Source organism: Phormidium sp. FACHB-1136 (assembly GCF_014697375.1).
Lineage (GTDB): Bacteria > Cyanobacteriota > Cyanobacteriia > Phormidesmidales > Phormidesmidaceae > Nodosilinea.
On record NZ_JACJRS010000022.1, the window covers coordinates 1 to 18,874 of the forward strand.

The following is an 18,874-nucleotide window of genomic DNA, read 5'->3' on the forward strand; positions in this document are numbered from 1 at the left end:
AACGTATTGCGACTGATCTGCAAGACACGAGCGACGTGGATCTTGCGCTCACCTCGGTCAACTGCGGCAACGGCCTTTACTCTTAAATCCACACTGTAGGGGGCAGGCATCGGGGTTCAGGGGCGGAAACAACATCCCTATTCTGTCCTAATCAGTCTCCGGGCTGCAATACAATCTCTAGGCGCTTGTGATTTCACAGCAGTTAAAGACTCTCTAACATTGCTCTTGCAGTTATATTGGATTCCTGCAACGGTTCTTGGTGGTCTAGCCCATCCCTGGCCCTCTGCCACAGCCCACAATGCTCCATTATTTGTGCTGCACCAAAAAATGATTCAGGCTGGCAAAGGTGCCACCGTGGACGGTAATGGGGTTGTCGTAGCCCTTCAAGAGCACCGTATGGCGCTGAAAGTAGGTTTCGCTAGCCCCCAGGGATTGGAGGGACTCGTAGGTGGTTTCACCCATGGCTAGGTCAATCCCTAGCTGCTTGGTGGAGGATTCGAGGCGAAAGGCGGCGTTGACGGTGTCGCCCAGGGCTGTGTAATCGGGCCGATTGGCGGATCCCGTATTCCCCACCATGGCATAGCCCGTATTCAGTCCGGCTCCAATCCGCAGGGGGAAGGGCAGGGGAAACTGCTCATGGAGGCAACTGGTCATGGTGGCTAGGGTATTCACCGACTGGAGAATGCGTCGCATCTCGACGGAGCTAGCCCCCTCTGGGCCATGTACCCACACCGCCATGACAGCGTCACCGATGTATTTATCCACCCCGCTGCCGTACTGGGTAAGAATTTCCCCCGCCCGTCGAAACCAGGTGCCAATGGCCTCGGAGAGAATTTTCTCGTCGGACTGGCGGGTTAATCCGGTGAAGTCGCGAATATCCACCACCATCACCGAGATCAGCCGCCGTACATGCAGCATGGCCGTAGCGGTTGATTCTTGGTCAGATGCTGCTTTGGAGGTCGCCGTTGAGTCCGTCCCCTGGGCCAAATCCTTGGGGTTCGAGAAGCTAATTTCCGTCTGCCCAAAAATAATCTGGTCGCCATCCTGAAGGGTAACCGGGACACTCACCCGTCGCCCGTTGATGAAGGTGCCATTGCGACTCCCCAAATCAATCAGGTAAAAGGAGCCATTGTCCATGCCCTGGAGCATGGCATGGTTGCGAGAGATCCATCGGTCGGGCAATACCAAATTGTTGTCATCACTACGGCCCACCGTCCAACGGTGAAGCCCTGCTAGGGATAAATAGCGCGAGCCAGCATTGGTTTTGAGGGTGAGGTAGGGGCCAGATTCAGGGGTATTCACCGCAACTAAAGCGCCATTCACTATCGTGTTGACATCGTTAACCCTAACAGATGGCCTAAGCCACTGGGCTATAGAGCTATTGTGCAACTAAGTCGCCCATCTAGCTCCGACAGCGAATGATTCTCAACACAAGGGTTTAGGGTCTATGATACCCTGTCCCACCGTCGCCAAAGGTCAGAATCGTAGGGTAGCGCCAGGATCCGCTAAGCCAGCATGGCGCTGAAGAAAAACAAACCGTCCACAATCAACGTGCTAAGAACGGCACCACCAAAGGCCCACCAGGCCAACTGTCGGGAGGTAAATAGGGCAATGGCTGTCGCTACCAGCAGAAAGATGGCCAGCACCACCGCCCGACAAGCCGCCACGTCGGTTTCTAGGGCCACCGCCGCCGCCCGCAGCACCACCGGAGCCACATCGGGTTCCACCTCCATGAGTTGCCGCCACACGGGGAACAGGTGCATCCAGTTAATGTAGAGATCGGTGATAGCGGTACCGAGTAGAGAACCCAGGAAAAAGTAGCTGCCCACCCGTCCGCTGCCGTAGTACAGGCACAGAACGGCGATGGGCATTCCCAGGGCTTCAATGGGCAGGTGCATCACAGGTTCCCAGCGGCACCATCCCCAGTAGAGGGTTCCGGTCAGCCAAATCCAGCCAAAGCCTACGATTAAATCACCCCATACTTCCCATTGAGGACGCTTCATCAGCTTGGCCCCTAACCCCAGCCATAGGGGCGTCATCGCAAGGCTAACCCAGGGAAAGTAGCGCACTAGGGGCGCTTGAAAAAAAACTGGTAAAATTACGAGGCCCATGGCCGCCCCAAAAACCTGTAGCTGTTGGTGGGAGCGACTGAGCCAACCCTGGGCCGCTGAGAGCCACAGAATTAGGCTTTTGGTCGGGGTAAGGCCGGAGGAGAGACTCAATGGAAACCTTAGAGGCAACTTAACTAGTTGTAACATAACATGCCCCTAGGGGGGATGGCCCGAGAATGGCAAGATTTCCAAAGGTTTAAGCTTTTCCTCAGCATTGCCTCTGCCCTGGATATGGGTTTGGGTTGATAGATAACCTGAGTCGGGAGACGCCCTAGGGTAAGGTCATCAGGCTAAGGCTTCGCCAAACGGCATCTAGGAGGAAGACGGCCCATCTCCCCCTACAATGCCCAACAACACCCCTAGTGTTGTCCGTAATTGATGCTGCCCGTAATTTATTAGTATTGACCTGAGTAATTCCTATGACCTTAATGGCCCTCGCCACCGACTTTATTCCTCAACTAGGCACGGTACCTGGAGACGTTCTGGGTGCTTTTTTGCCCAGCTTGCCCCTGGCCCAGGCGGATAACCCGGCGGTGATGGAAACGATAACGGTCTTCCAGGCCATGGTGATCGGTCTGGTGCAGGGGTTGACGGAATTTCTGCCGATTAGCAGCACCGCCCACGTCAAGATGATCCCGGTGGTGCTGGGCTGGGGCGATCCAGGGGTGGCCTTCACGGCGGTGATCCAGTTGGGCAGCATTGCGGCCATTCTCTGGTACTTCTGGGATGACCTGCGCCAAGTCACCGTGGGCACCGTGCGGGCCACCCTAGACCGCAAGTTTGACGCCCCGGATTTTCGCCTGGGCCTGGGCATTTTGGTGGGCACCCTGCCCATTGTGGTAGGCGGGCTGTTGATTAAGGTCTTCATTCCCGACTTTGACAATTCCCCCCTGAGAAATAGCGCCACCATTGCCGTCGTGTCCATTGGGATGGCCTTGTTGTTGGCGGCGGCGGAAATGGTGGGCCAGCGGCAGCGCACCTTTGACCAGTTGGATCTCAAGGACGGCGTAATGATGGGTTTCGCCCAAGCCCTAGCGTTGATCCCCGGTGTGTCGCGATCCGGATCGACCCTGACGGCGGGGCTGTTTATGGGCCTAGAGCGGGCGACGGCGGCGCGGTTCTCCTTCCTGCTGGGGGTGCCCGCCATTACCCTAGCGGGGCTGGTGGAACTGAAGGGACTGCTAGACAGCGGCCTAGGCAACGTGGGTCTGGGGCCACTGCTGGCGGGACTGCTGGCGGCTGTGGTATCGTCCTACCTGGCGATTTTTTGGCTGCTGCGTTTCCTCAAACAGCACAGCACCTGGGTGTTTGTGTGGTATCGTCTCGCCTTTGGTGCCGCCATTTTGCTGGCCCTCGCCACGGGCAAGATGCAGAACATCTAGCAATCCCCAGCGATATTAAGCTTCCTCCAGCGACACCAACTGCTAGGGACATCCCCGCCAAGTGCCAGCGACGTGGCAAGCTGATAGGAATTGTTACCTGGCTGATGTGGCCTAGGAGCCTAGGTTTCAGCGCCCTGGGCCGCATCGTGCAGCCGGAAAGTAGGTTAGCGGGTGCCTAGGCGGGCATACTCAGTAACAAATGGTTCTGACCAGGGGGTGGCCCCAAGCCCAAGCCCTTATCCTGGTGGAAGGCATGTACTCGATCTGCTTCATCCTGTTTGATGGGGGTTCCTTAAAGCCATGGCTGCATCCGCAATTCGTCCGGCTCGCATTTCCCGCGTTATCCCTGGCTCCATTGCCGAGGAGTTGGGATTTGAGCCCGGTGATGCTCTCGTTTCCATCAACGACCAGTACCCTAGAGACTTGATTGACTACCGCTTCCTTTGCGCCGATGAGGAACTGACCCTGGAGGTGATCGACCGCGACGGCAAGACCCACCGCGTCGAGCTTGAAAAGGACATTGATGCCGACCTGGGGCTAGAGTTTGAAACGGCGTTATTTGACGGGCTGATCCAATGCAACAATGCCTGTCCTTTCTGCTTTATTGACCAACAGCCTCCCGGCAAGCGGGAAACCCTTTACCTGAAGGACGACGACTATCGCCTCAGCTTTCTCTACGGCAGCTACCTCACCCTCACCAACCTGCTGCCCCAGGAGTGGGAGCGCATTGCCCAACTGCGACTGTCGCCCCTCTATGTATCGGTTCATGCCACGGAGCCGGAGGTGCGATCTCGGCTGCTGAAAAACCCACGGGCGGGCCAAATTCTGGAACAACTGGCCTGGTTCCAAGCCCAGCGTTTGCAAATTCACGCCCAGGTGGTGGTGTGTCCCGGCATTAACGATGGCGACCACCTAATGACCACCCTGCGGGATTTGGCCCGCTTCCACCAGGGCGATATCCCCGCCGTTACCTCCGTGGCGGTGGTGCCCGTGGGGTTGACCCGATTCCGTCCGCCCCAGGATGAGCTAACGCCCGTCACCGCCGATCAGGCTGCGGCTACCATTGCCCAGGTGGAGGCCATGCAGGCAGAATTTTTGGCCCAGTTTGGTACCCGCTTTGCGTGGCTGGCAGACGAATGGTACCTGCTGGCCAACCAGGAAGTGCCCAGTGCCGACGACTACGAAGACTATCCCCAACTGGACAACGGTGTTGGCTCCATTCGGCAATTCCTCACCCAGTTTGCAGATTCCGCCAGCAACTATCTGCCCGATGCCGTTCACCCGCCCCGCACCCTCACCTGGGTCGTAGGAAATGCCGTGGAGCACGCCTTCCAGCCCATTGTGGATCGGCTCAACCAGGTGGAAGACCTCACCGTGCAGCTTGTCGCCCTAGCCAGCGACTATTGGGGCCGCGACCTCACCGTGACCGGACTGTTGACCGGGCAAGACCTGATGGCGGGGCTGGATGGGAAGGATCTGGGTGATGCCCTACTGTTGCCCACGGTGATGCTGAAGTCCAGCGACAGTGGCCAACCCGAAGACACCCTCTTTTTGGACGATGTGAGCGTCGCGGAGGTGGGGCAGCGCTTCAAGGTGCCGATTTTGCCCATTGAAGACACCGATGCCCTCGTCAAAATCTGCTGCGGCGTGGTGCCCAAGGCGTCCTACACCAATCTGCAACCTGCCATCGGCTACTGGGCTCCATCCTAGGGGTTGGCGCGGGGGCATCTTTCTGGTTTGGATGATACGGTTTGCCTGGGGAGATTTTTGGACTCATCTGCGAGGAATAGTTCGCAAATGTTTCGAGGATTTCCCCTGGATCTCTACCCTAGGATAGGTCACGGGGAAAATGGCTTTCCCATCAGGCTAAGTGTCGATATGCTAAAACACTGGAGGGTCGGGTCAGATCCCTGGGGTTCTGACTACGGTTCTCGTTCGAGTGCAGTGTTCAAGTTTGTCGTTGCGGTGGCCTGTGGTGTATATGCGTGACTCGTATTGTCGTCGCTTAATCCTGTTGGGTTTGGGGACGGCTGCCCTTTCCTGGCCTACGTTGCCCGTTGCAGCCCAGGCTATCTCCCTAGATCCCTCAACGGCAGATCGCTCCATAGCGAGTTCTGCCCCAGAGCCTCCCGATCTCCAGCCAGAGGAGCAATCAGCCACCCTAGCCCAGGATGTTGCGACTGAGGATCCGAGTCCTTCAGATCCAGCAGCGGCAACACCCACAGAATCAGAGGAAAGAGAGACCCTACCGCTGCAAGAAGGGGGGATTGATCCAACTTCGGATGATCCCGGTTCCGTCGCCCCCGATGGTGATCCTGAAACCGAGGCCGAAGTCGCTCCCGACCCGACTGGCTCAGGAACCACCGCTTTCCCGGCCCGAACAGAAGCCGACCTCGACTATCTCAACCCCCACCCCAACCCCCTCCAGTTGCAAACCCGGCCCGCCGAGGTGGAAATTGTCGGTACCCAGCCCATTTCCTTAGAAACGGCCATTGAACTGGCCTACCGTAACAGCGAGGAATTGCGTATCGCCCAGCTTCAGCTTGAGCGTAGCTATGAGGGACTGCGGGCCGAGCAGGCGCTCCGGTTGCCCACTGCCGACCTCAATGCCACCCTGGAGGTGACCGATCAAACTAACTTTGGCCTAGGGCTGGGCAACACCGCCACCCGCCTGAATAGCGGTATCCGTACCGACTATGACCTGGGGGTGTCCGGGGAACGGGCGGCGCGTATTCGGGCCGCCGAAGAACAGGTGCGGTTAGCCATGCTTCAGGTGGAACGCACCCAGGTGGAACTGCGACTGAATACCATCACCGACTACTACGCCGTCCAAGAGGCCAGCGAGCAAATTCGCATCAACCAAGCCTTTCTGCAAGAGGCGGAGGACAACCTACGCATTACCCAACTGCGGGAACAGGTGGGGGTGGGCACCCGGTTTGATGTGCTGCGGGCCGAGGTGCAGGTGGCCAATGCCCGCCAAAATATTACCCAAGCCCAGAGCCAGCGGGACATTGCCCAGCGCCAACTGGCCCGCCGCCTGAACGTCCCTCCCTCGATTAACCTCACGACCCTAGGGGTGGAGATTCAGGGCACTTGGCCCCTGAGCCTGGAGGAAAGCATTGTGCTGGCCTACCAAAACCGGGGCGAACTAGAGCAGTTCCTCGTCGAGCGGGAATTCAACGAAGCCCAGCGTCAGGTCACATTAGCCCGCACTCGGCCCAATGTGGGGCTGTTTGCCCAGTACAATTTTCAAGCCCTGCTGATTACGCCAGAGGGCGTACCCACCAGCACCAATGATGGCTTTTCCCTAGGGGCGCAGTTGGCTTGGCGGCTTTACGATGGCGGCGGCACCCAAGCGCGGGCCGCTCAGAGCGAACTTGATATTCGCATCGACGAATTTGAGTTTGAGAATATCCGCAACACCATTCGGGGTCAGGTGGAGGAGGCTTACTACACCCTGCAAGCCAATCAGGCCAACATCAATACGGCCACTATTGCCGTCAACCAGGCGCAACAAGCCCTCCGGCTGGCGAATTTGCGCTTTGAGGCTGGGGTCGGCACCCAAACCGACGTGCTCAGCGCCACTAGCGAACTCACCCAAGCCGAGGGCAACCTAGTGCGCGCCCAGTTGGAGTATAACCGTGCCCTAGCCCGCCTAGAACGGGCCGTGAGCAACCTCAGCCCCCTCACCCGTTAGATGGGGTTAGATGGGGTCGGTCGCCGAGGTGGCCTGATCGGCACAGAGGCGCTCAATCACCTGTTCAGCGGTCATCAACCGTTTTAGCACCACCTGGTTAAAGGCGGATTCACTGTCGTTATCGAGCTTCACCTCCACCATCAACACCGCCTCTTCAACTTGATACAGCCATAGGGTTTCCCCCTGTTCGTGAATGGCTAAATTGAGGCGACGAAGGTGAGGTTTGCGCTGCCAAGCCCGCTCGTTCCACAGTCCACCAAATTCCCAAACCCGACCCGTTACCCAACCATCGGAAAGAAAAAAGTATTTCACTGTTCGCTCTGTCACACCATGTTCTCTGGCATTATCCCCCCTCATCCAACCCTTGCCGCAAGGATTTTTCCGAAGACCCTTCGGTGAGTTGTGGAGCGGGAGAAGGACAGGAAGGGCAAGGAAGGGCAAGAATCGATCTGGAAAGCCCCGTTGTCGCCTTGGGTATGATGGACATAGCCCATTCCTGGAGGAACGCTCCATGGCCCCCCAGTCCAATTCTCCGCCCCCACCGGACTCTACCCCTGCAAAAGGCCCCTGGCTCTGGGTAGCCCTGGGTTGTGGCGGTTGCCTCGTGCTGTCTACCGCTGCCCTAGTGGCCCTCGTGTTGCTGATTGGCCGCACCGTACAGTTCGCGGTTGGCCCCGACGGGGTGAAGACCGATCAGGCTCCGTTTACCTTCACCATCCCTGGGGAAAGTGAAGGCGTGATGGACATGACGATGTTTGGGATGCAGATTATTCAAGTGACCAGCACCGATACGCCGCCCTCGGTGTTGCTAACCATGGGGCGATTACCCAGCTATCTGCAAAGTTCGGCGGATCAGTCCAGTTTCATCGAGTCTTTTCAGGAGGGCATGGTGGGCGATGAGACCTATCAGTTTTCCTTGCCCACCATCGAGGAACGTCCCCTCTGCGACACGACTGTTGCCGCGATAGTGCAGACGGGCGAATACCAGGCGGATCAAGCCATCTACGCAGTAACCAGCCTCATGGCAACCGTAGACTACAACCGCCGCACCCAGTTTGTTTGGATTTTGGCCCATGGCGACAGTGCCGCTGCCAATGTCGATCAAGTCTTTGATTCGCTGGAATGCCAGTAGGGTTGCCGCGTCCAGGTTAGGGGGCTAACCGCCAAACGTCCACATCACCGGGTCAGGATCAACGTAGTCCGTGACGGTGCGGCTAATGGCATCGATGTCGGCCAGATCTTGGGCCGATAGATGGATATCAGCGGCTTTCGCGTTTTCCTGGGCCTGAACCGCGTTACGCCCCCACGATGACGGTGGTTTGGGGCTGGGCCAACAGCCAAGCCAAAGCTAGGTTACCAATGGTGGCGCGGTGGCGATGGGCGATGGGGTGCAGTTCGGCCAGGGCGGCGAGGGCGGTGTCGTAGAGGGGCGGGCGAAACAGCTTGTTTTTGCTGCGAATATCGTCTTCGGGGAAGCGGTGGGCGGCGTCAAACTTCCCGGTTAGCAACCCCTGGGCCAGGGAAGAATAGGCCATCACCGTCAGCTTGTGTTCAATGCAGTAGGGCAACTGATCGGTTTCGACCCCGCGCCAAAAGAGGGAATAGGGCGGCTGAAGGCTATCGATGCGGCCATGCTGGGCGGCCTCCTCGATCTGCTGCCGAGAAAAATTAGATACGCCAATGGCTCGGATTTTGCCCTGTTCCTTGAGATGGTTCATCGCCGCCATGGTTTCGCCAATGGGCACCTCCTCACTACCAAAGGAACCAGAGGGCCAGTGGATTTGGTAGAGATCAATCACCTCCGTTTGCAGCCGCCGGAGGGATTGCTCGCAGGCTTCAATCACCTGGTGAAAGCGCAGGTGGGTAGGAAACACCTTAGTTGCCAACACCACTCGATCCCGCCGATCTGCGAGAGCCTGTCCCACCAATTCCTCGGAGTAGCCATCGCCGTAAATCTCAGCGGTGTCAAAGGTAGTGATACCTGCCTCTAGGGCCGCCTGCATGGCGTGGATGATGGTTTGATCGTCGATATTTACCCAGCCCTTTTTTCCCGCTTGCCAGGTGCCCAGAATGATCGGGCTAATGGCAATCGTCGTAGTGCCCAACAGGCGAGTCTCCATGGCCAGCGCCTCCTGTCAATGTAGTGGGGCTATTATGCCCTGAAGCCGCCAGGGACGCTAGGGCGTTACTACCACCCTCATCCCCATCTGAACGTGATTAAAGAGGGCCACCACGTCCTCATTGCGCAGCCGCACACACCCGTTGGAAGCGGCCTGCCCAATGGAGGACACCGTCGGCGTACCGTGGAAGCCAATAATGCCGTTGTCTAGGGTCAAAAAACCAATCCAGCGTAGGCCCAGGGCGCTATTGGGGCCGGGTTCGTGGATTTCCCCTGTCCAGGGGCTTTGCCACACGGGATCGACAATCATCTGAAAAATTTGGTACTCCCCAGTGGGGGTGGGGGTGGCCGGGGCACCAATGGCGACAGGGTAGCTGTCTAGGACGGTTTCGCCGCCATACACATACACCCGCTTTTCCCCCAGGCGCAGGACAACGTGGGTAGCAAGCGGCTTGGGGGCGTCGGGAAGGTAGTCCTCTGGTAGGCCGAGCGGTGGCCCCGATAGGGCAGGAGCAACCGGATCTGGAGACACCGCCAAGGGCAGCGCCGATGGGGACGCGAGGGTCGCTCCGGGGGCAATGCCTAACGCGGCCACCGCTAAGCTAAACACCCAACTCCAGGGCCAGATTGCCCGTGAACCTGGGGTTTTTACAGCAATGGTCTGGAGGGAAGGGGCTATCCTGTGGGTCATCCCCGCTAGGGTCCTTTGGGTGGCTACTAGGGATATACGAAGGGGTGGAGGGCATACCAAAGATTGGTCTATTCATGCTGCCCTAGCCCAGAACGGGCTAGGGAACGGATACATCGGTTATCGCTAAGCAATGACCAGCGACTTTTACCAGAGACCTTGCACAGGCTGGACTGGAGTAGTGCTCGTCGTGGTCGTGGTGGGAGCCGTGGTCGTGGTGGGAGCCGTAGTCGTGGTCGTGGTCGTGGTGGTCGTGGTCGTGGTGGGGGGAACGACTTCCTCAACAACTTCGGCTTCCGCCATACGGGCGGTCAGGGTTTCCACCAGTCCATCGGGGATGAGCACCGCATCGATGGCGTGAATAACTCCATTGCTAGCCTCGACATCGGCCAGAATCACGTTGGCATCGTTAACGATGATTTCGTCCTGGCGAGACCGTACACGCACAGGCCCGTTTAGCGTTTCCAGATCGCGAGGACTACGCAGGCCGGAGGAAGTTACGGTATCGGGAACGACGTGGTAGGCGAGCACCTCTGTCAGCAGGTCTTGGTTTTCGGGAAGCAGTAGAGCTTCTAGCACATCGGTTGGCAGGGCGGCAAAGGCATCGTTCGTGGGGGCAAAAACAGTGAATGGGCCTTCCCCAGACAGCGCCTCCACCAAGTCGGCGGCTTCTACGGCGGTGACCAGGGTGCTAAAAGCATCATTCCCAGCGGCCACATCCACAATGGTGTTGCCCATTGCGTCGCCCGTTGGTGTCATGTGCATATCGGCCAGTTCTACCGATCCGGCATTAGCCCCGGCTGAGGTGAAGCGCAGTTCCTCTGCTAGGGCCGGAGCAGCGGCGAACGTTCCCAGACCCGCTAAGCTCAGCAGGGCAGAAAGAAGCTTTTGAGTAGTAGGGTTGCGCATGGGGTCTAAAATTGTAAAGTTTTGCAAAACACACGAGGTTAAGGCTGATCTTAATACACTTTCTGGGGGCAAGACATCTTTTTAGTCTGCTACTGGTAACATCTTTGACGGCAAGCCCCGGTCTGCGATCATCCCGGTGGGGGGGTTAATGGAGGGCCACGCCTGCCCCCTCAAAGAGCAGCAGCGACAGGAAAAAATCCACCATAAACAGCCCCACCCAGGTGGTCACGACGGCGGCGGTGGCGGATCGGCCCACGGACTGACTACAGGTTGTGGTAAGCCCCCAGGTGCAGCCCACCAAACCCACCATGGCCCCAAACAGAACCGACTTCACTAACACCGCGATCAAATCCTCCAGCATCAGCAAGGATCGCACGGATTCTAGGAACTGTTGGGCGGGCACCTGATAGAGATGATCGGCAATGGCTGCCCCAGCCAAAATGCCCAACACCATGCCCAGCACCGTAAGGGCGGGCAGCATGATGCAGCAAGCCACCACCCTAGGCACCACGAGGTAGTTGATGGGGCAAGTTTGCAGCATTTTGAGGGCGTCAATCTGGTCTGTGACTTTCATACAGCCAATTTCGGCGGCAAAGGCCGTACCCACCTGCCCCGCCAGCACCGCTGCCGTTAGTAGGGGGGCCAGTTCTCGACAAAAGGCCAGGGCAAAGGCACCCCCCAGGGCAAAGGTCGCCCCAAAGCGATCCAGTTCGCGGGCAGTTTGAATGGTAAAGATCATGCCTGCAAAGAGATTAATCATTAGCACGGGCATGAGGGTGCCGGGACCAACCAGCGCCATCTGGGCCAGGGTGCTCTGGCGATCCACCCGCCCCTGCAAAATGCGCATCAGCACCTGCCCTCCCAAAAAACAGGCCATGACCGAGTGATACAGCCAGGATCGCTGCCGCACCCCTGTGGTGGGTTCGGTCGCTAGCCAGGGTTGGGGGGGCTGGGAGACAGGAAGGCGGTGGCCATTACGATGGCCATCCCAGGCTTGGGGAAACGGGACTTTAACCATGATGGAGGGTGCTCATGAACGCTGGGCAAGTGGGGCTGACTACGGCTGACCACTACTTGGCATTTACGCCTGATTTTGAGGTCGCTGGACAGATTGATTTTATAGATCTTTTCTTGACTACCGCTGCTAGGGGTTGTCATCGGCAAAATTTATAGTACATTTGTATATAGTTCTCTTGTTCTATTTGCTGCCATGGACGCCCAAGCCTTTCAGGCCATCCAAGCCAAGCTCCTGCGCCAGCGGGGGGAGATGGAAAATCTGCCCGCTCAGGTTCCGATTGATTGGCCAACGCCCCATGGGGTTAGGGTACACAGTACCGCCGTGCGAGCCGCAGAAACGGTAGATATGCTACAGCGACGATCTCGGCAAGCGGGAAGTGTCCCCAATCCCATGACGGGCCAACCTATGGCGGGCCAACCACGAACGCGGGCCTCGGTCCCGGATCGCCGGATGACCCCAGCCGCCTATCGACGACGAATGGCGATGATGGCCCAACGCATTAACGATCTCTCCCTAGAGCAGGAGCAGGCCATTGCCGAAATGCAGTGGGTTCAGCAGCAATCCGATGCCCTAGCCGCCGACCCCACTGCCGCCTATCCTCACCCACCTGCCATCCGTTTCGACCAAGCCGTGACCGCCTGGGCCAGCCTAGACGAGACCGGACGGGTGGTGCTGAGCTATCGCCCGGTGGATCCCCATCCGGCCCAAGCGGCCCACGCCCTGGCCGATCACCTGCGCCATACCTACGGTGCCCCCCAGGGTCGCCGTCGAGCATCCAACCCGTCGCCTAGGCTGTGGCCCGCTCTGCATCGCCTAGGGCATAGGCTGGTCTCGGCCATTCCCTTCTGGGTTAGCCGACCTTCCCTAGGCCAGGGCTCCGCACTGGAACCCTATCCAGCCCCCTCCACCTCCGAAGCCATGCTTTGGGCCGGGGCCGGGGTGGTCGGCCGCTTGACCCTTCAAGGGTTGCTCATGGTAGTGCCGAGCCTGGGCCTGGTGGCGGTGGTGGCCTGTCTCGCCAGTCTTGCCCTGACGTTATACCGGGCCATTCTGCCGCCCTCGCCGGATATCAACCTGATCAGCCGTGTGGGCCTAGCCCTGGGTGGGCTGTTCATTGGAGGCTATCTGATCTAAGGCAGCTTCCCGGAGCTACTCCCTGACCAAGTGTTTACAGCGTCCTGCCCTCATACCCTGCCCTCACGCCAGGGGCACTAGAGATTTCGCTAAAGCGTTTAGAGATTTTAGACCTTAAGGAACCCCCCATGCTGTCCACTCGTCCCCCCCTCGATTCCCCCACGGCACCCTTGATAAAGCCCCTCATGGCCGGAGGTGCGCTGCTGTTAGCCGTCGTTGTGCTGGGTCAGGGCCAATCCCTCATTCCCAGCCGTTCGACCTCCACCGCTGCTTCCACGGAAACCTGCGAAGCCATCATTCGTAGCGATGCCCGCCTCAGCCGCGACCAACTGGCCAAGTTGCTGACCATCCCAGAGCGCGACACGAAGGAAAACGTGCGCAAGGTTGTGTCTGAACCCTACTGCCGTTTGGCTTCCATGGAGGTGCGGGCCGGAGTGAAGTCTGAGCGTGAGATCTACCCCCTAGCCTTTGACCCCACCACTCAACTGATCCTCCTTTACGAAGGGGATGAGTATGCTGGGTATCGGTTCAAGGTGAATTAGGGTAACGGCTGCAAAGCGTGTTCCGGTGGTGGGCGTTGCTCACCCTACAGATTGCCAAATTCCCATCCCTCCAGCATGAAACTGCTTCTATTTCTACTCGCTACGGGTGCTTTGGTGTTTTGGGTTGGTCTGGCCCCAGCCCAAGCGGAGGACTTTATCCTCAGCTTTGATCCTCCGGCCTTGCCCAAACCGCCGCCGCCGCCCGAACCCGCCCTAGAGACTACCCTTCCCCCCGTTGCCCCAGAGCATCGCCCCCTGCCCATTCCGGCCCATGGCACCCGTCCGCCCATGCGGTTTCATTCCCCCAGCCAACTGCCCGCTGGTGTGAACCGACAGGCGGTGGCCGTAGCGCTGGATCAGGGCCATCGTGCCGCCGATGTGCTGCCTCCGGTGCCTCCCCGGCTACCCCCCGATCCGGCGGTTGTTGCGGCCCCAGCGCCCGATGCGCCGCCGCCGGATCCCGTGGCGGCTATCTCCCCTGAGCCAGAACCCAAGACCGACGACGTGATTGTCAGCTTTAGGTTAGATTCCACCGCTGATACCGTAGCCACGGTCGCTCGATCCGAGGTGGCCCCCCCTCCTGCGACGGCCCCTCCAGCCCCGGTGCTGTCTACCCTGTTTGAGGGCGGTAGTCAGTCGTTGGTGGCCCGTACTGTGGGCAGTGCCGAGGGAACTCGCACCGCCAAGGGTGACATTACCACCGCCTACTACGGCCACACCGATCCCGGCAACCGGGCCTGGAACCTGGGCACCTTCTCCTACCAGCATGGCGCGGCCTCGGCAGAGGAGGCGGATCGCAAGCAGCTACAACGGCTGCAATCCCAAACGGAGGTGCTAGAACGGCGGGCCTTGAACCGAGGCATGACCCTAACCCTGGAGGAAACCCTCAACGGTATTGACCTCGCCAACCAGTCGCCCTTGGCGGCCATTGGGCGGGTGGGCTACATCGAACGGCTGGCGGAGGTGAAAACCTGGGGTTTGGAGGGCACGGAGGCCATCGTCGTGGCCCGCACCCGGTCGTACATTAACCCCAACACGGGCCGCTGGAATGCCCCCGGCTTGGGCAACACCGAAGCCAGCATCACCCGCGACCAACGCCGCCGCACCGATGCCATTGCCCGCGCCCTAGAAGCCTATCGCCAGGAACATCCGACCTTCCACCTTAGCCCCACCCTGGTCACCATTGCCCCCCCTGACGTGCTAGCCGCTGCCCCACCGCCAGAACCGCTGCCAGAACCGGAGCCCGCGCCCGATACCCTCCCGGTGAGATTCTCCCTGGATGAGGAACAGCCCTTGAATGCTGTGGCTGCTACCCTAACCCCAGTCGTCGCAGAAGCCGCCGAGGCAAACCGAACCGATCCAGCACCCATTAATTCGGAGTTGACGGTTCCAGAATTGCCTAACCCAGAATCGCCTAACCCAGAATCGCCTAATCCAGAGCAACCTGGCACAGAACCACCTGACACAGAACTGTCTGAGGCAGAATCTCCTAGCGCAGGGCGATCTGATACAGGGCCATCTAATGCAGAACGGCCTGCCGCAGAATCTCCTGATTCAAAACCGTCTGATGCATGGGCTTCTGACCCAGAACCGTCTGATGCGGAATCTTCTAACTCAGAGCTACCTGACCCACCAAAATCTGACCCAGAAGCCCCAACCCCAGCGGGTGATGGGGAGAACCGGGCTGAGCCAGAATCTCCCGCCGCGTTGACCCACTAACACAAGGCCGAACCATGTGGCTAGGCCAGGGGAAGACTCTGCCGCTGAGAGTTTTGGTAAAGTGGTACTGAGTACGATTTATGCCCTTTGCCATGGATGCGCCCGTCCCTTCTCCCCTGCCCATCACTTCCCTGGAGGATGCCCTAGATCGGTGTCAGGCCTTGGGAATGCGGCTGAGCCGTCAGCGGCGCTACATTTTGGAACTCCTTTGGCAGCAGCAGGGGCATTTGTCGGCCCGCGAAATCTACCATCGCCTGAACCAGCAGGGGCGCGAGATTGGCCATACCTCGGTCTACCAAAACCTCGATGCCCTCTCGGAGCAGGGCATTATTGAATGTGTGGAGCGGGCCGATGGGCGGCTCTATGGCCACAGCAGCCGTTCCCATAGCCATGTCAACTGCCTGGATACCGAAGAGATTATTGATGTCAACGTGGTGCTGCCAGCGGAACTGATCCAGCACATTGAGGCCCAAACGGGGGTTTCCATCACCGACTACCGGATTGATTTTTTTGGCACTAAAACCGCTGCGGCCCGCTAGGGGAACCGCTACACTGCCTGCAATCACGGTAGGGAAGAATCATGGAATCCAGTGCGTTAACGACCGTTTTTTTGCCCCTGGCCCTATTTGCGGTCATGCTGGGTATGGGGCTGGGGCTGCGGGGTTCAGATTTTAGGCGGGTGGTGGTCTATCCCAAGCCCGTCATCGTTGGATCGGTGGCTCAGTTGGTGATGCTGCCCCTGCTGGGCTTTCTGCTGGCCTCGGTGATGCCCCTCCAGCCGGAACTCGCGGTGGGTCTGGTGCTGCTGACGGCCTGCCCAGGGGGGCCAACCTCGAATGTCATCACCTACCTAGCACGGGGGAATGTGGCCCTTTCCATCTCCCTCACCGCCCTCAGCAGCGTGATCACGGTGTTTACCATTCCCCTGGTGGTCAATCTGGCGATGGGGCGCTTTTTAGGATCAACCACCGCGCTGCAACTGCCCTTGGTTGCCACCGTTCTCCAAATTGCCGTCATCACCATCATTCCGGTGGGGTTGGGGATGGTGGTCAACCACTATCGCCCCCACACAGCGGCCCAGATTGAGCGGGGCGTTAAATGGCTATCGCTGTTTTTGCTAGGGGTGATCATTGCCGGACTGCTGATTCAACAACGGGCTAACCTCCTGAATTTCTTCGTGCAGGTGGGGGGCGTCATGCTATTGCTCAACCTAGCGGCCATGGGGCTGGGCTATGGGCTGTCCCGTGCGGCTGGTTTGGATGAGGCCAGCGGTACGGCTATCACCGTCGAAGTGGGGTTGCAGAACGGCACCCTAGCCATCGCTCTGGCCAGTTCGCCCCTGTTTCTGAATCAGCCCAGCATGGCCATCCCTGCCGCCATCTATAGTTTGCTGATGTTTGCCACGGGCCTCGCCTTTGCCACCTGGAAAAGCAAACGCCGCCCGGTCACCGCCGCCCCCATCGCCATCGGGGATGGCGATCCCGTTGGGGAACGCAAAGGGTTGTGAGGTGGGGCGCTGGGTCTTTTCTACGACTCCTTTCTCAAAAGGGCACTGGGTCTCAAAAGGGCACTGGGGCGGTGAAGGTCAGGGAGGTTTTGTGGTGAGGATGGAGGATCGTCAGGGCTTTGGCATGGAGATGGAGCCGTTGGGACTCGGCCTCCTCGGAGTATTGGCCTTGGCCATAAAGGGCATCTCCTCGAATCGGCGCATTGAGCCCCTGGGGATGGGCGGCATGAACCCGCAGTTGATGGGTGCGTCCGGTGTGGGGAATGAACTCAACACGGGTAAGGTCATCGCCTTGAGCCAGCATGTCAAAGTAGGTTTGGCTAGGCTTGCCCTGGTGCCAATCCACCCGCTGCCGAGGTGAGTTGTGGGGGTCGGGGCTAAGGGGGAGGCCAATCCAGCCGCTCGTCTGGGTGAGGCGTCCTTCTAGCAGCGCTTCATAGACTTTTTTGACCTGACGCTGGGCAAACTGCTGGCTGAGGTAGCGGTGACTATCGGCGGTGCGGGCCAACACGAGAATTCCAGAGGTGGCCTGATCCAAACGGTGTACGGGCTGGAGGTTGTCCCCATCTGGCAAGGCCAACCGCAGCCGAGACAACACACTATCTTGCCGATCCCCGTAGCGACCGGGCACCGACAGCAGCCCAGCGGGCTTATCCACCACCACTAGCCAGTTGTCTCGATAAACAATCGGGACATCCCAATTCACAGGGACCGGAATAGAGGTCGGGGCGCATCCAGAAACAGATCTAGCCACAGAACCCGCCGACAGCCCCGCCAGCAGAAACCCCAAAATCGGCTGACAGCGTTCCTCGCAGGCTCCATAAAAGTGGCCAGATTGCCGATCTCCCAACGGTGGCCCCCACCAAAATTCTGCCAGGGCCAGGGGTTGTAAGCCGTGCTGAGCCGCATAGTGCAAGAGTTTGGGGGCGCAGCAATCCCCCGTGCCTGTGGGTAGGCCGCTGGGCTGTTCTAGGGCTTGAATGTCTGCCAGGGTGAGAGAATCTCCGGCAAAGTTGGTAAGCCGATAGGCCGCGTGCATATCCGCCTGAAGTTTTTGAGACAAGGCCCGTCGCTGCCATTTTAGAGTTTGCCTTTCAGCATCCGCTGCCTGAATTGTTGCGGCGAGGGCATCCAACGCTGCGGCCCGGTTTCGCTTGAAGTCGCGCTTTTCGGCCTTGTCGCCCCGACTGGCTTGATCCAAATCCGCTAGGGCCGTCGCTAATGCCTCACCGCTGAGGGTGGCCATCAGGTGCTGTCGTTGCTGTGCCCGATCTTCCCGCCGTTGCTGATGGCGTTGGTTCAACGCTTGACGCTGTTGGTCAAAGTTCGCGCCTAGACGAGCGTAGGTCTCCCGCTCTGGTAGGGTTTGCAGGGTATGTAGACGGGTTTTGATGCGGTGCAACTGGTCGAGGGTTTGGGCTTCTTGAAGGGCGACTTGCTCTCGACCCGGAATCGGCGGCACCCACCCCGGACGATGGGCCTGCCCCCGCCACAATCCAGAGAAGGCTTTTAGGACGCCGATTTGACGTTCAAGCTGGCCCTCACCCCCAGCCCCTCTCCCACGGGGAGAGGGGGACCGGAAGCGATCTTCTTCAAAGTCTCTCTCCCCGTGAGAGAGGGATTTAGGGTGAGGGCTATCCCATTCAGGGGCACTCAGGCCAGGACTTTTCACCAACAGTACGCCGTACATTTTGCCTTCACCCAAGGCTTGGGGGTCGGTGGCGAGGGCATCCATTAACCCCTGGGCGGCGACTTTGGCCAGGGTTGTGCGGGGGAGATGGTAGTCATATCCCGTACGAGGACAGCGGCCTTCGTAGCGGTAATCCCAGACATCGGGCTGGGCCGGAACCGCCGCCACAAAGGCCGATAAGGGATACAGACAACCTTTCATCGGAACGCCACAATGATCACGACTGTCTTCCATCACAGTAGACCATCTTTTAGAACTGGGTCTTTGGAACTGGGGCATCTGGACTTAGCGAGATGGGGCCGAACCACGGCTTTGCCCCAACCGCATCAAACCGTTGCTAGCTATCGTAGGTTCCCAG

At 59.0% G+C, this 18,874-nt stretch carries 17 protein-coding genes and 1 pseudogene; 9 read left to right on the top strand and 9 right to left on the bottom strand.

Translation table 11 applies throughout. The features are described from left to right. The 3 genes and pseudogenes from H6G62_RS27755 to H6G62_RS08845 all read right to left on the bottom strand — a co-directional run. Positions 1-110: pseudogene (locus tag H6G62_RS27755) on the bottom strand (IS630 family transposase); the annotation flags it as partial. A gap of 196 nt (positions 111-306) precedes the next feature. Beyond that, positions 307-1,302, bottom strand: coding sequence for an FHA domain-containing protein (locus tag H6G62_RS08840; RefSeq protein ID WP_190494193.1), 996 nt, complete (start codon positions 1,300-1,302; stop codon positions 307-309). Positions 1,303-1,505: 203 nt separating this feature from the next. Further along, positions 1,506-2,258, bottom strand: a complete 753-nt coding sequence (locus H6G62_RS08845; protein WP_242051901.1) for a DUF3120 domain-containing protein — start codon at positions 2,256-2,258, stop codon at positions 1,506-1,508. Positions 2,259-2,647: 389 nt separating this feature from the next. Here H6G62_RS08845 and H6G62_RS08850 point away from each other — a divergent pair, with 389 nt between their 5' ends. The 3 genes from H6G62_RS08850 (at position 2,648) to H6G62_RS08860 (ending at position 7,190) form a co-directional block, all read left to right on the top strand. Then, positions 2,648-3,493 (top strand): undecaprenyl-diphosphate phosphatase, encoded by an 846-nt coding sequence (locus H6G62_RS08850; RefSeq protein ID WP_242051905.1) that lies wholly within the window; start codon positions 2,648-2,650, stop codon positions 3,491-3,493. Positions 3,494-3,793: 300 nt separating this feature from the next. After that, positions 3,794-5,203 carry a TIGR03279 family radical SAM protein gene (locus H6G62_RS08855; protein WP_190494195.1) on the top strand — a complete coding sequence of 470 codons (1,410 nt, stop codon included), beginning with the start codon at positions 3,794-3,796 and terminating at the stop codon, positions 5,201-5,203. 271 nt (positions 5,204-5,474) lie between these two features. Continuing rightward, on the top strand, positions 5,475-7,190 hold the full coding sequence (locus tag H6G62_RS08860) for a TolC family protein (RefSeq protein ID WP_190494197.1): 1,716 nt from the start codon (positions 5,475-5,477) through the stop codon (positions 7,188-7,190). Positions 7,191-7,196: 6 nt separating this feature from the next. On the opposite strand, the gene H6G62_RS08865 is transcribed toward H6G62_RS08860, so the two are convergent. Next, on the bottom strand, positions 7,197-7,517 hold the full coding sequence (locus H6G62_RS08865) for a hypothetical protein (protein WP_347239318.1): 321 nt from the start codon (positions 7,515-7,517) through the stop codon (positions 7,197-7,199). Positions 7,518-7,701: 184 nt separating this feature from the next. On the opposite strand from H6G62_RS08865, the gene H6G62_RS08870 reads away from it, so the two are divergent. Further along, positions 7,702-8,322 carry a hypothetical protein gene (locus H6G62_RS08870; protein WP_190494199.1) on the top strand — a complete coding sequence of 207 codons (621 nt, stop codon included), beginning with the start codon at positions 7,702-7,704 and terminating at the stop codon, positions 8,320-8,322. Positions 8,323-8,485: 163 nt separating this feature from the next. On the opposite strand, the gene H6G62_RS08875 is transcribed toward H6G62_RS08870, so the two are convergent. The 4 genes from H6G62_RS08875 to H6G62_RS08890 form a co-directional block, all read right to left on the bottom strand. Beyond that, positions 8,486-9,310: an aldo/keto reductase gene (locus H6G62_RS08875; protein ID WP_347239319.1), complete on the bottom strand. Its 825-nt coding sequence runs from the start codon at positions 9,308-9,310 to the stop codon at positions 8,486-8,488. Between the two features lie 57 nt (positions 9,311-9,367). Then, positions 9,368-10,000 carry a L,D-transpeptidase gene (locus H6G62_RS08880; protein WP_190494201.1) on the bottom strand — a complete coding sequence of 211 codons (633 nt, stop codon included), beginning with the start codon at positions 9,998-10,000 and terminating at the stop codon, positions 9,368-9,370. A 144-nt stretch (positions 10,001-10,144) separates the two neighbouring features. Beyond that, positions 10,145-10,906 (bottom strand): fasciclin domain-containing protein, encoded by a 762-nt coding sequence (locus tag H6G62_RS08885; protein ID WP_190494203.1) that lies wholly within the window; start codon positions 10,904-10,906, stop codon positions 10,145-10,147. 145 nt (positions 10,907-11,051) lie between these two features. Beyond that, positions 11,052-11,924 (bottom strand): MlaE family lipid ABC transporter permease subunit, encoded by an 873-nt coding sequence (locus H6G62_RS08890; RefSeq protein WP_190494205.1) that lies wholly within the window; start codon positions 11,922-11,924, stop codon positions 11,052-11,054. A gap of 192 nt (positions 11,925-12,116) precedes the next feature. Here H6G62_RS08890 and H6G62_RS08895 point away from each other — a divergent pair, with 192 nt between their 5' ends. From H6G62_RS08895 to H6G62_RS08915, 5 genes are all read left to right on the top strand, one after another. Beyond that, positions 12,117-13,058 (top strand): hypothetical protein, encoded by a 942-nt coding sequence (locus H6G62_RS08895; protein ID WP_190494207.1) that lies wholly within the window; start codon positions 12,117-12,119, stop codon positions 13,056-13,058. A gap of 128 nt (positions 13,059-13,186) precedes the next feature. Then, complete coding sequence (locus H6G62_RS08900; RefSeq protein WP_190494209.1) at positions 13,187-13,600, top strand: hypothetical protein; 414 nt, start codon at positions 13,187-13,189, stop codon at positions 13,598-13,600. A 75-nt stretch (positions 13,601-13,675) separates the two neighbouring features. After that, positions 13,676-15,319: a hypothetical protein gene (locus H6G62_RS08905; protein WP_190494211.1), complete on the top strand. Its 1,644-nt coding sequence runs from the start codon at positions 13,676-13,678 to the stop codon at positions 15,317-15,319. Positions 15,320-15,399: 80 nt separating this feature from the next. After that, entirely contained in the window at positions 15,400-15,858 is a 459-nt protein-coding gene (locus H6G62_RS08910; protein ID WP_242051902.1) for a Fur family transcriptional regulator, read from the top strand. Positions 15,859-15,899: 41 nt separating this feature from the next. Further along, the gene (locus H6G62_RS08915) at positions 15,900-16,826 is read left to right on the top strand and encodes a bile acid:sodium symporter family protein (protein ID WP_190494213.1); all 927 of its coding nucleotides are present in this window, start codon (positions 15,900-15,902) and stop codon (positions 16,824-16,826) included. Positions 16,827-16,878: 52 nt separating this feature from the next. Here the strand turns inward: H6G62_RS08915 and H6G62_RS08920 are convergent, their stop codons facing one another. Beyond that, positions 16,879-18,717, bottom strand: coding sequence for an RluA family pseudouridine synthase (locus H6G62_RS08920; RefSeq protein WP_199324852.1), 1,839 nt, complete (start codon positions 18,715-18,717; stop codon positions 16,879-16,881). Positions 18,718-18,874: the final 157 nt, after the last annotated feature.

Bases quoted from the DNA above. Each gene is read 5' to 3' on its own strand.
- H6G62_RS08890 (WP_190494205.1), bottom strand. From the start codon at position 11,924: ATGGTTAAAGTCCCGTTTCCCCAAGCCTGGGATGGCCATCGTAATGGC.
- H6G62_RS08920 (WP_199324852.1), bottom strand. From the start codon at position 18,717: ATGAAAGGTTGTCTGTATCCCTTATCGGCCTTTGTGGCGGCGGTTCCG.
- H6G62_RS08910 (WP_242051902.1), top strand. From the start codon at position 15,400: ATGCCCTTTGCCATGGATGCGCCCGTCCCTTCTCCCCTGCCCATCACT.
- H6G62_RS08845 (WP_242051901.1), bottom strand. From the start codon at position 2,258: ATGTTACAACTAGTTAAGTTGCCTCTAAGGTTTCCATTGAGTCTCTCC.
- H6G62_RS08895 (WP_190494207.1), top strand. From the start codon at position 12,117: ATGGACGCCCAAGCCTTTCAGGCCATCCAAGCCAAGCTCCTGCGCCAG.
- H6G62_RS08875 (WP_347239319.1), bottom strand. From the start codon at position 9,310: ATGGAGACTCGCCTGTTGGGCACTACGACGATTGCCATTAGCCCGATC.
- H6G62_RS08850 (WP_242051905.1), top strand. From the start codon at position 2,648: ATGGAAACGATAACGGTCTTCCAGGCCATGGTGATCGGTCTGGTGCAG.
- H6G62_RS08880 (WP_190494201.1), bottom strand. From the start codon at position 10,000: ATGACCCACAGGATAGCCCCTTCCCTCCAGACCATTGCTGTAAAAACC.
- H6G62_RS08900 (WP_190494209.1), top strand. From the start codon at position 13,187: ATGCTGTCCACTCGTCCCCCCCTCGATTCCCCCACGGCACCCTTGATA.
- H6G62_RS08860 (WP_190494197.1), top strand. From the start codon at position 5,475: ATGCGTGACTCGTATTGTCGTCGCTTAATCCTGTTGGGTTTGGGGACG.
- H6G62_RS08855 (WP_190494195.1), top strand. From the start codon at position 3,794: ATGGCTGCATCCGCAATTCGTCCGGCTCGCATTTCCCGCGTTATCCCT.
- H6G62_RS08870 (WP_190494199.1), top strand. From the start codon at position 7,702: ATGGCCCCCCAGTCCAATTCTCCGCCCCCACCGGACTCTACCCCTGCA.
- H6G62_RS08885 (WP_190494203.1), bottom strand. From the start codon at position 10,906: ATGCGCAACCCTACTACTCAAAAGCTTCTTTCTGCCCTGCTGAGCTTA.
- H6G62_RS08905 (WP_190494211.1), top strand. From the start codon at position 13,676: ATGAAACTGCTTCTATTTCTACTCGCTACGGGTGCTTTGGTGTTTTGG.
- H6G62_RS08915 (WP_190494213.1), top strand. From the start codon at position 15,900: ATGGAATCCAGTGCGTTAACGACCGTTTTTTTGCCCCTGGCCCTATTT.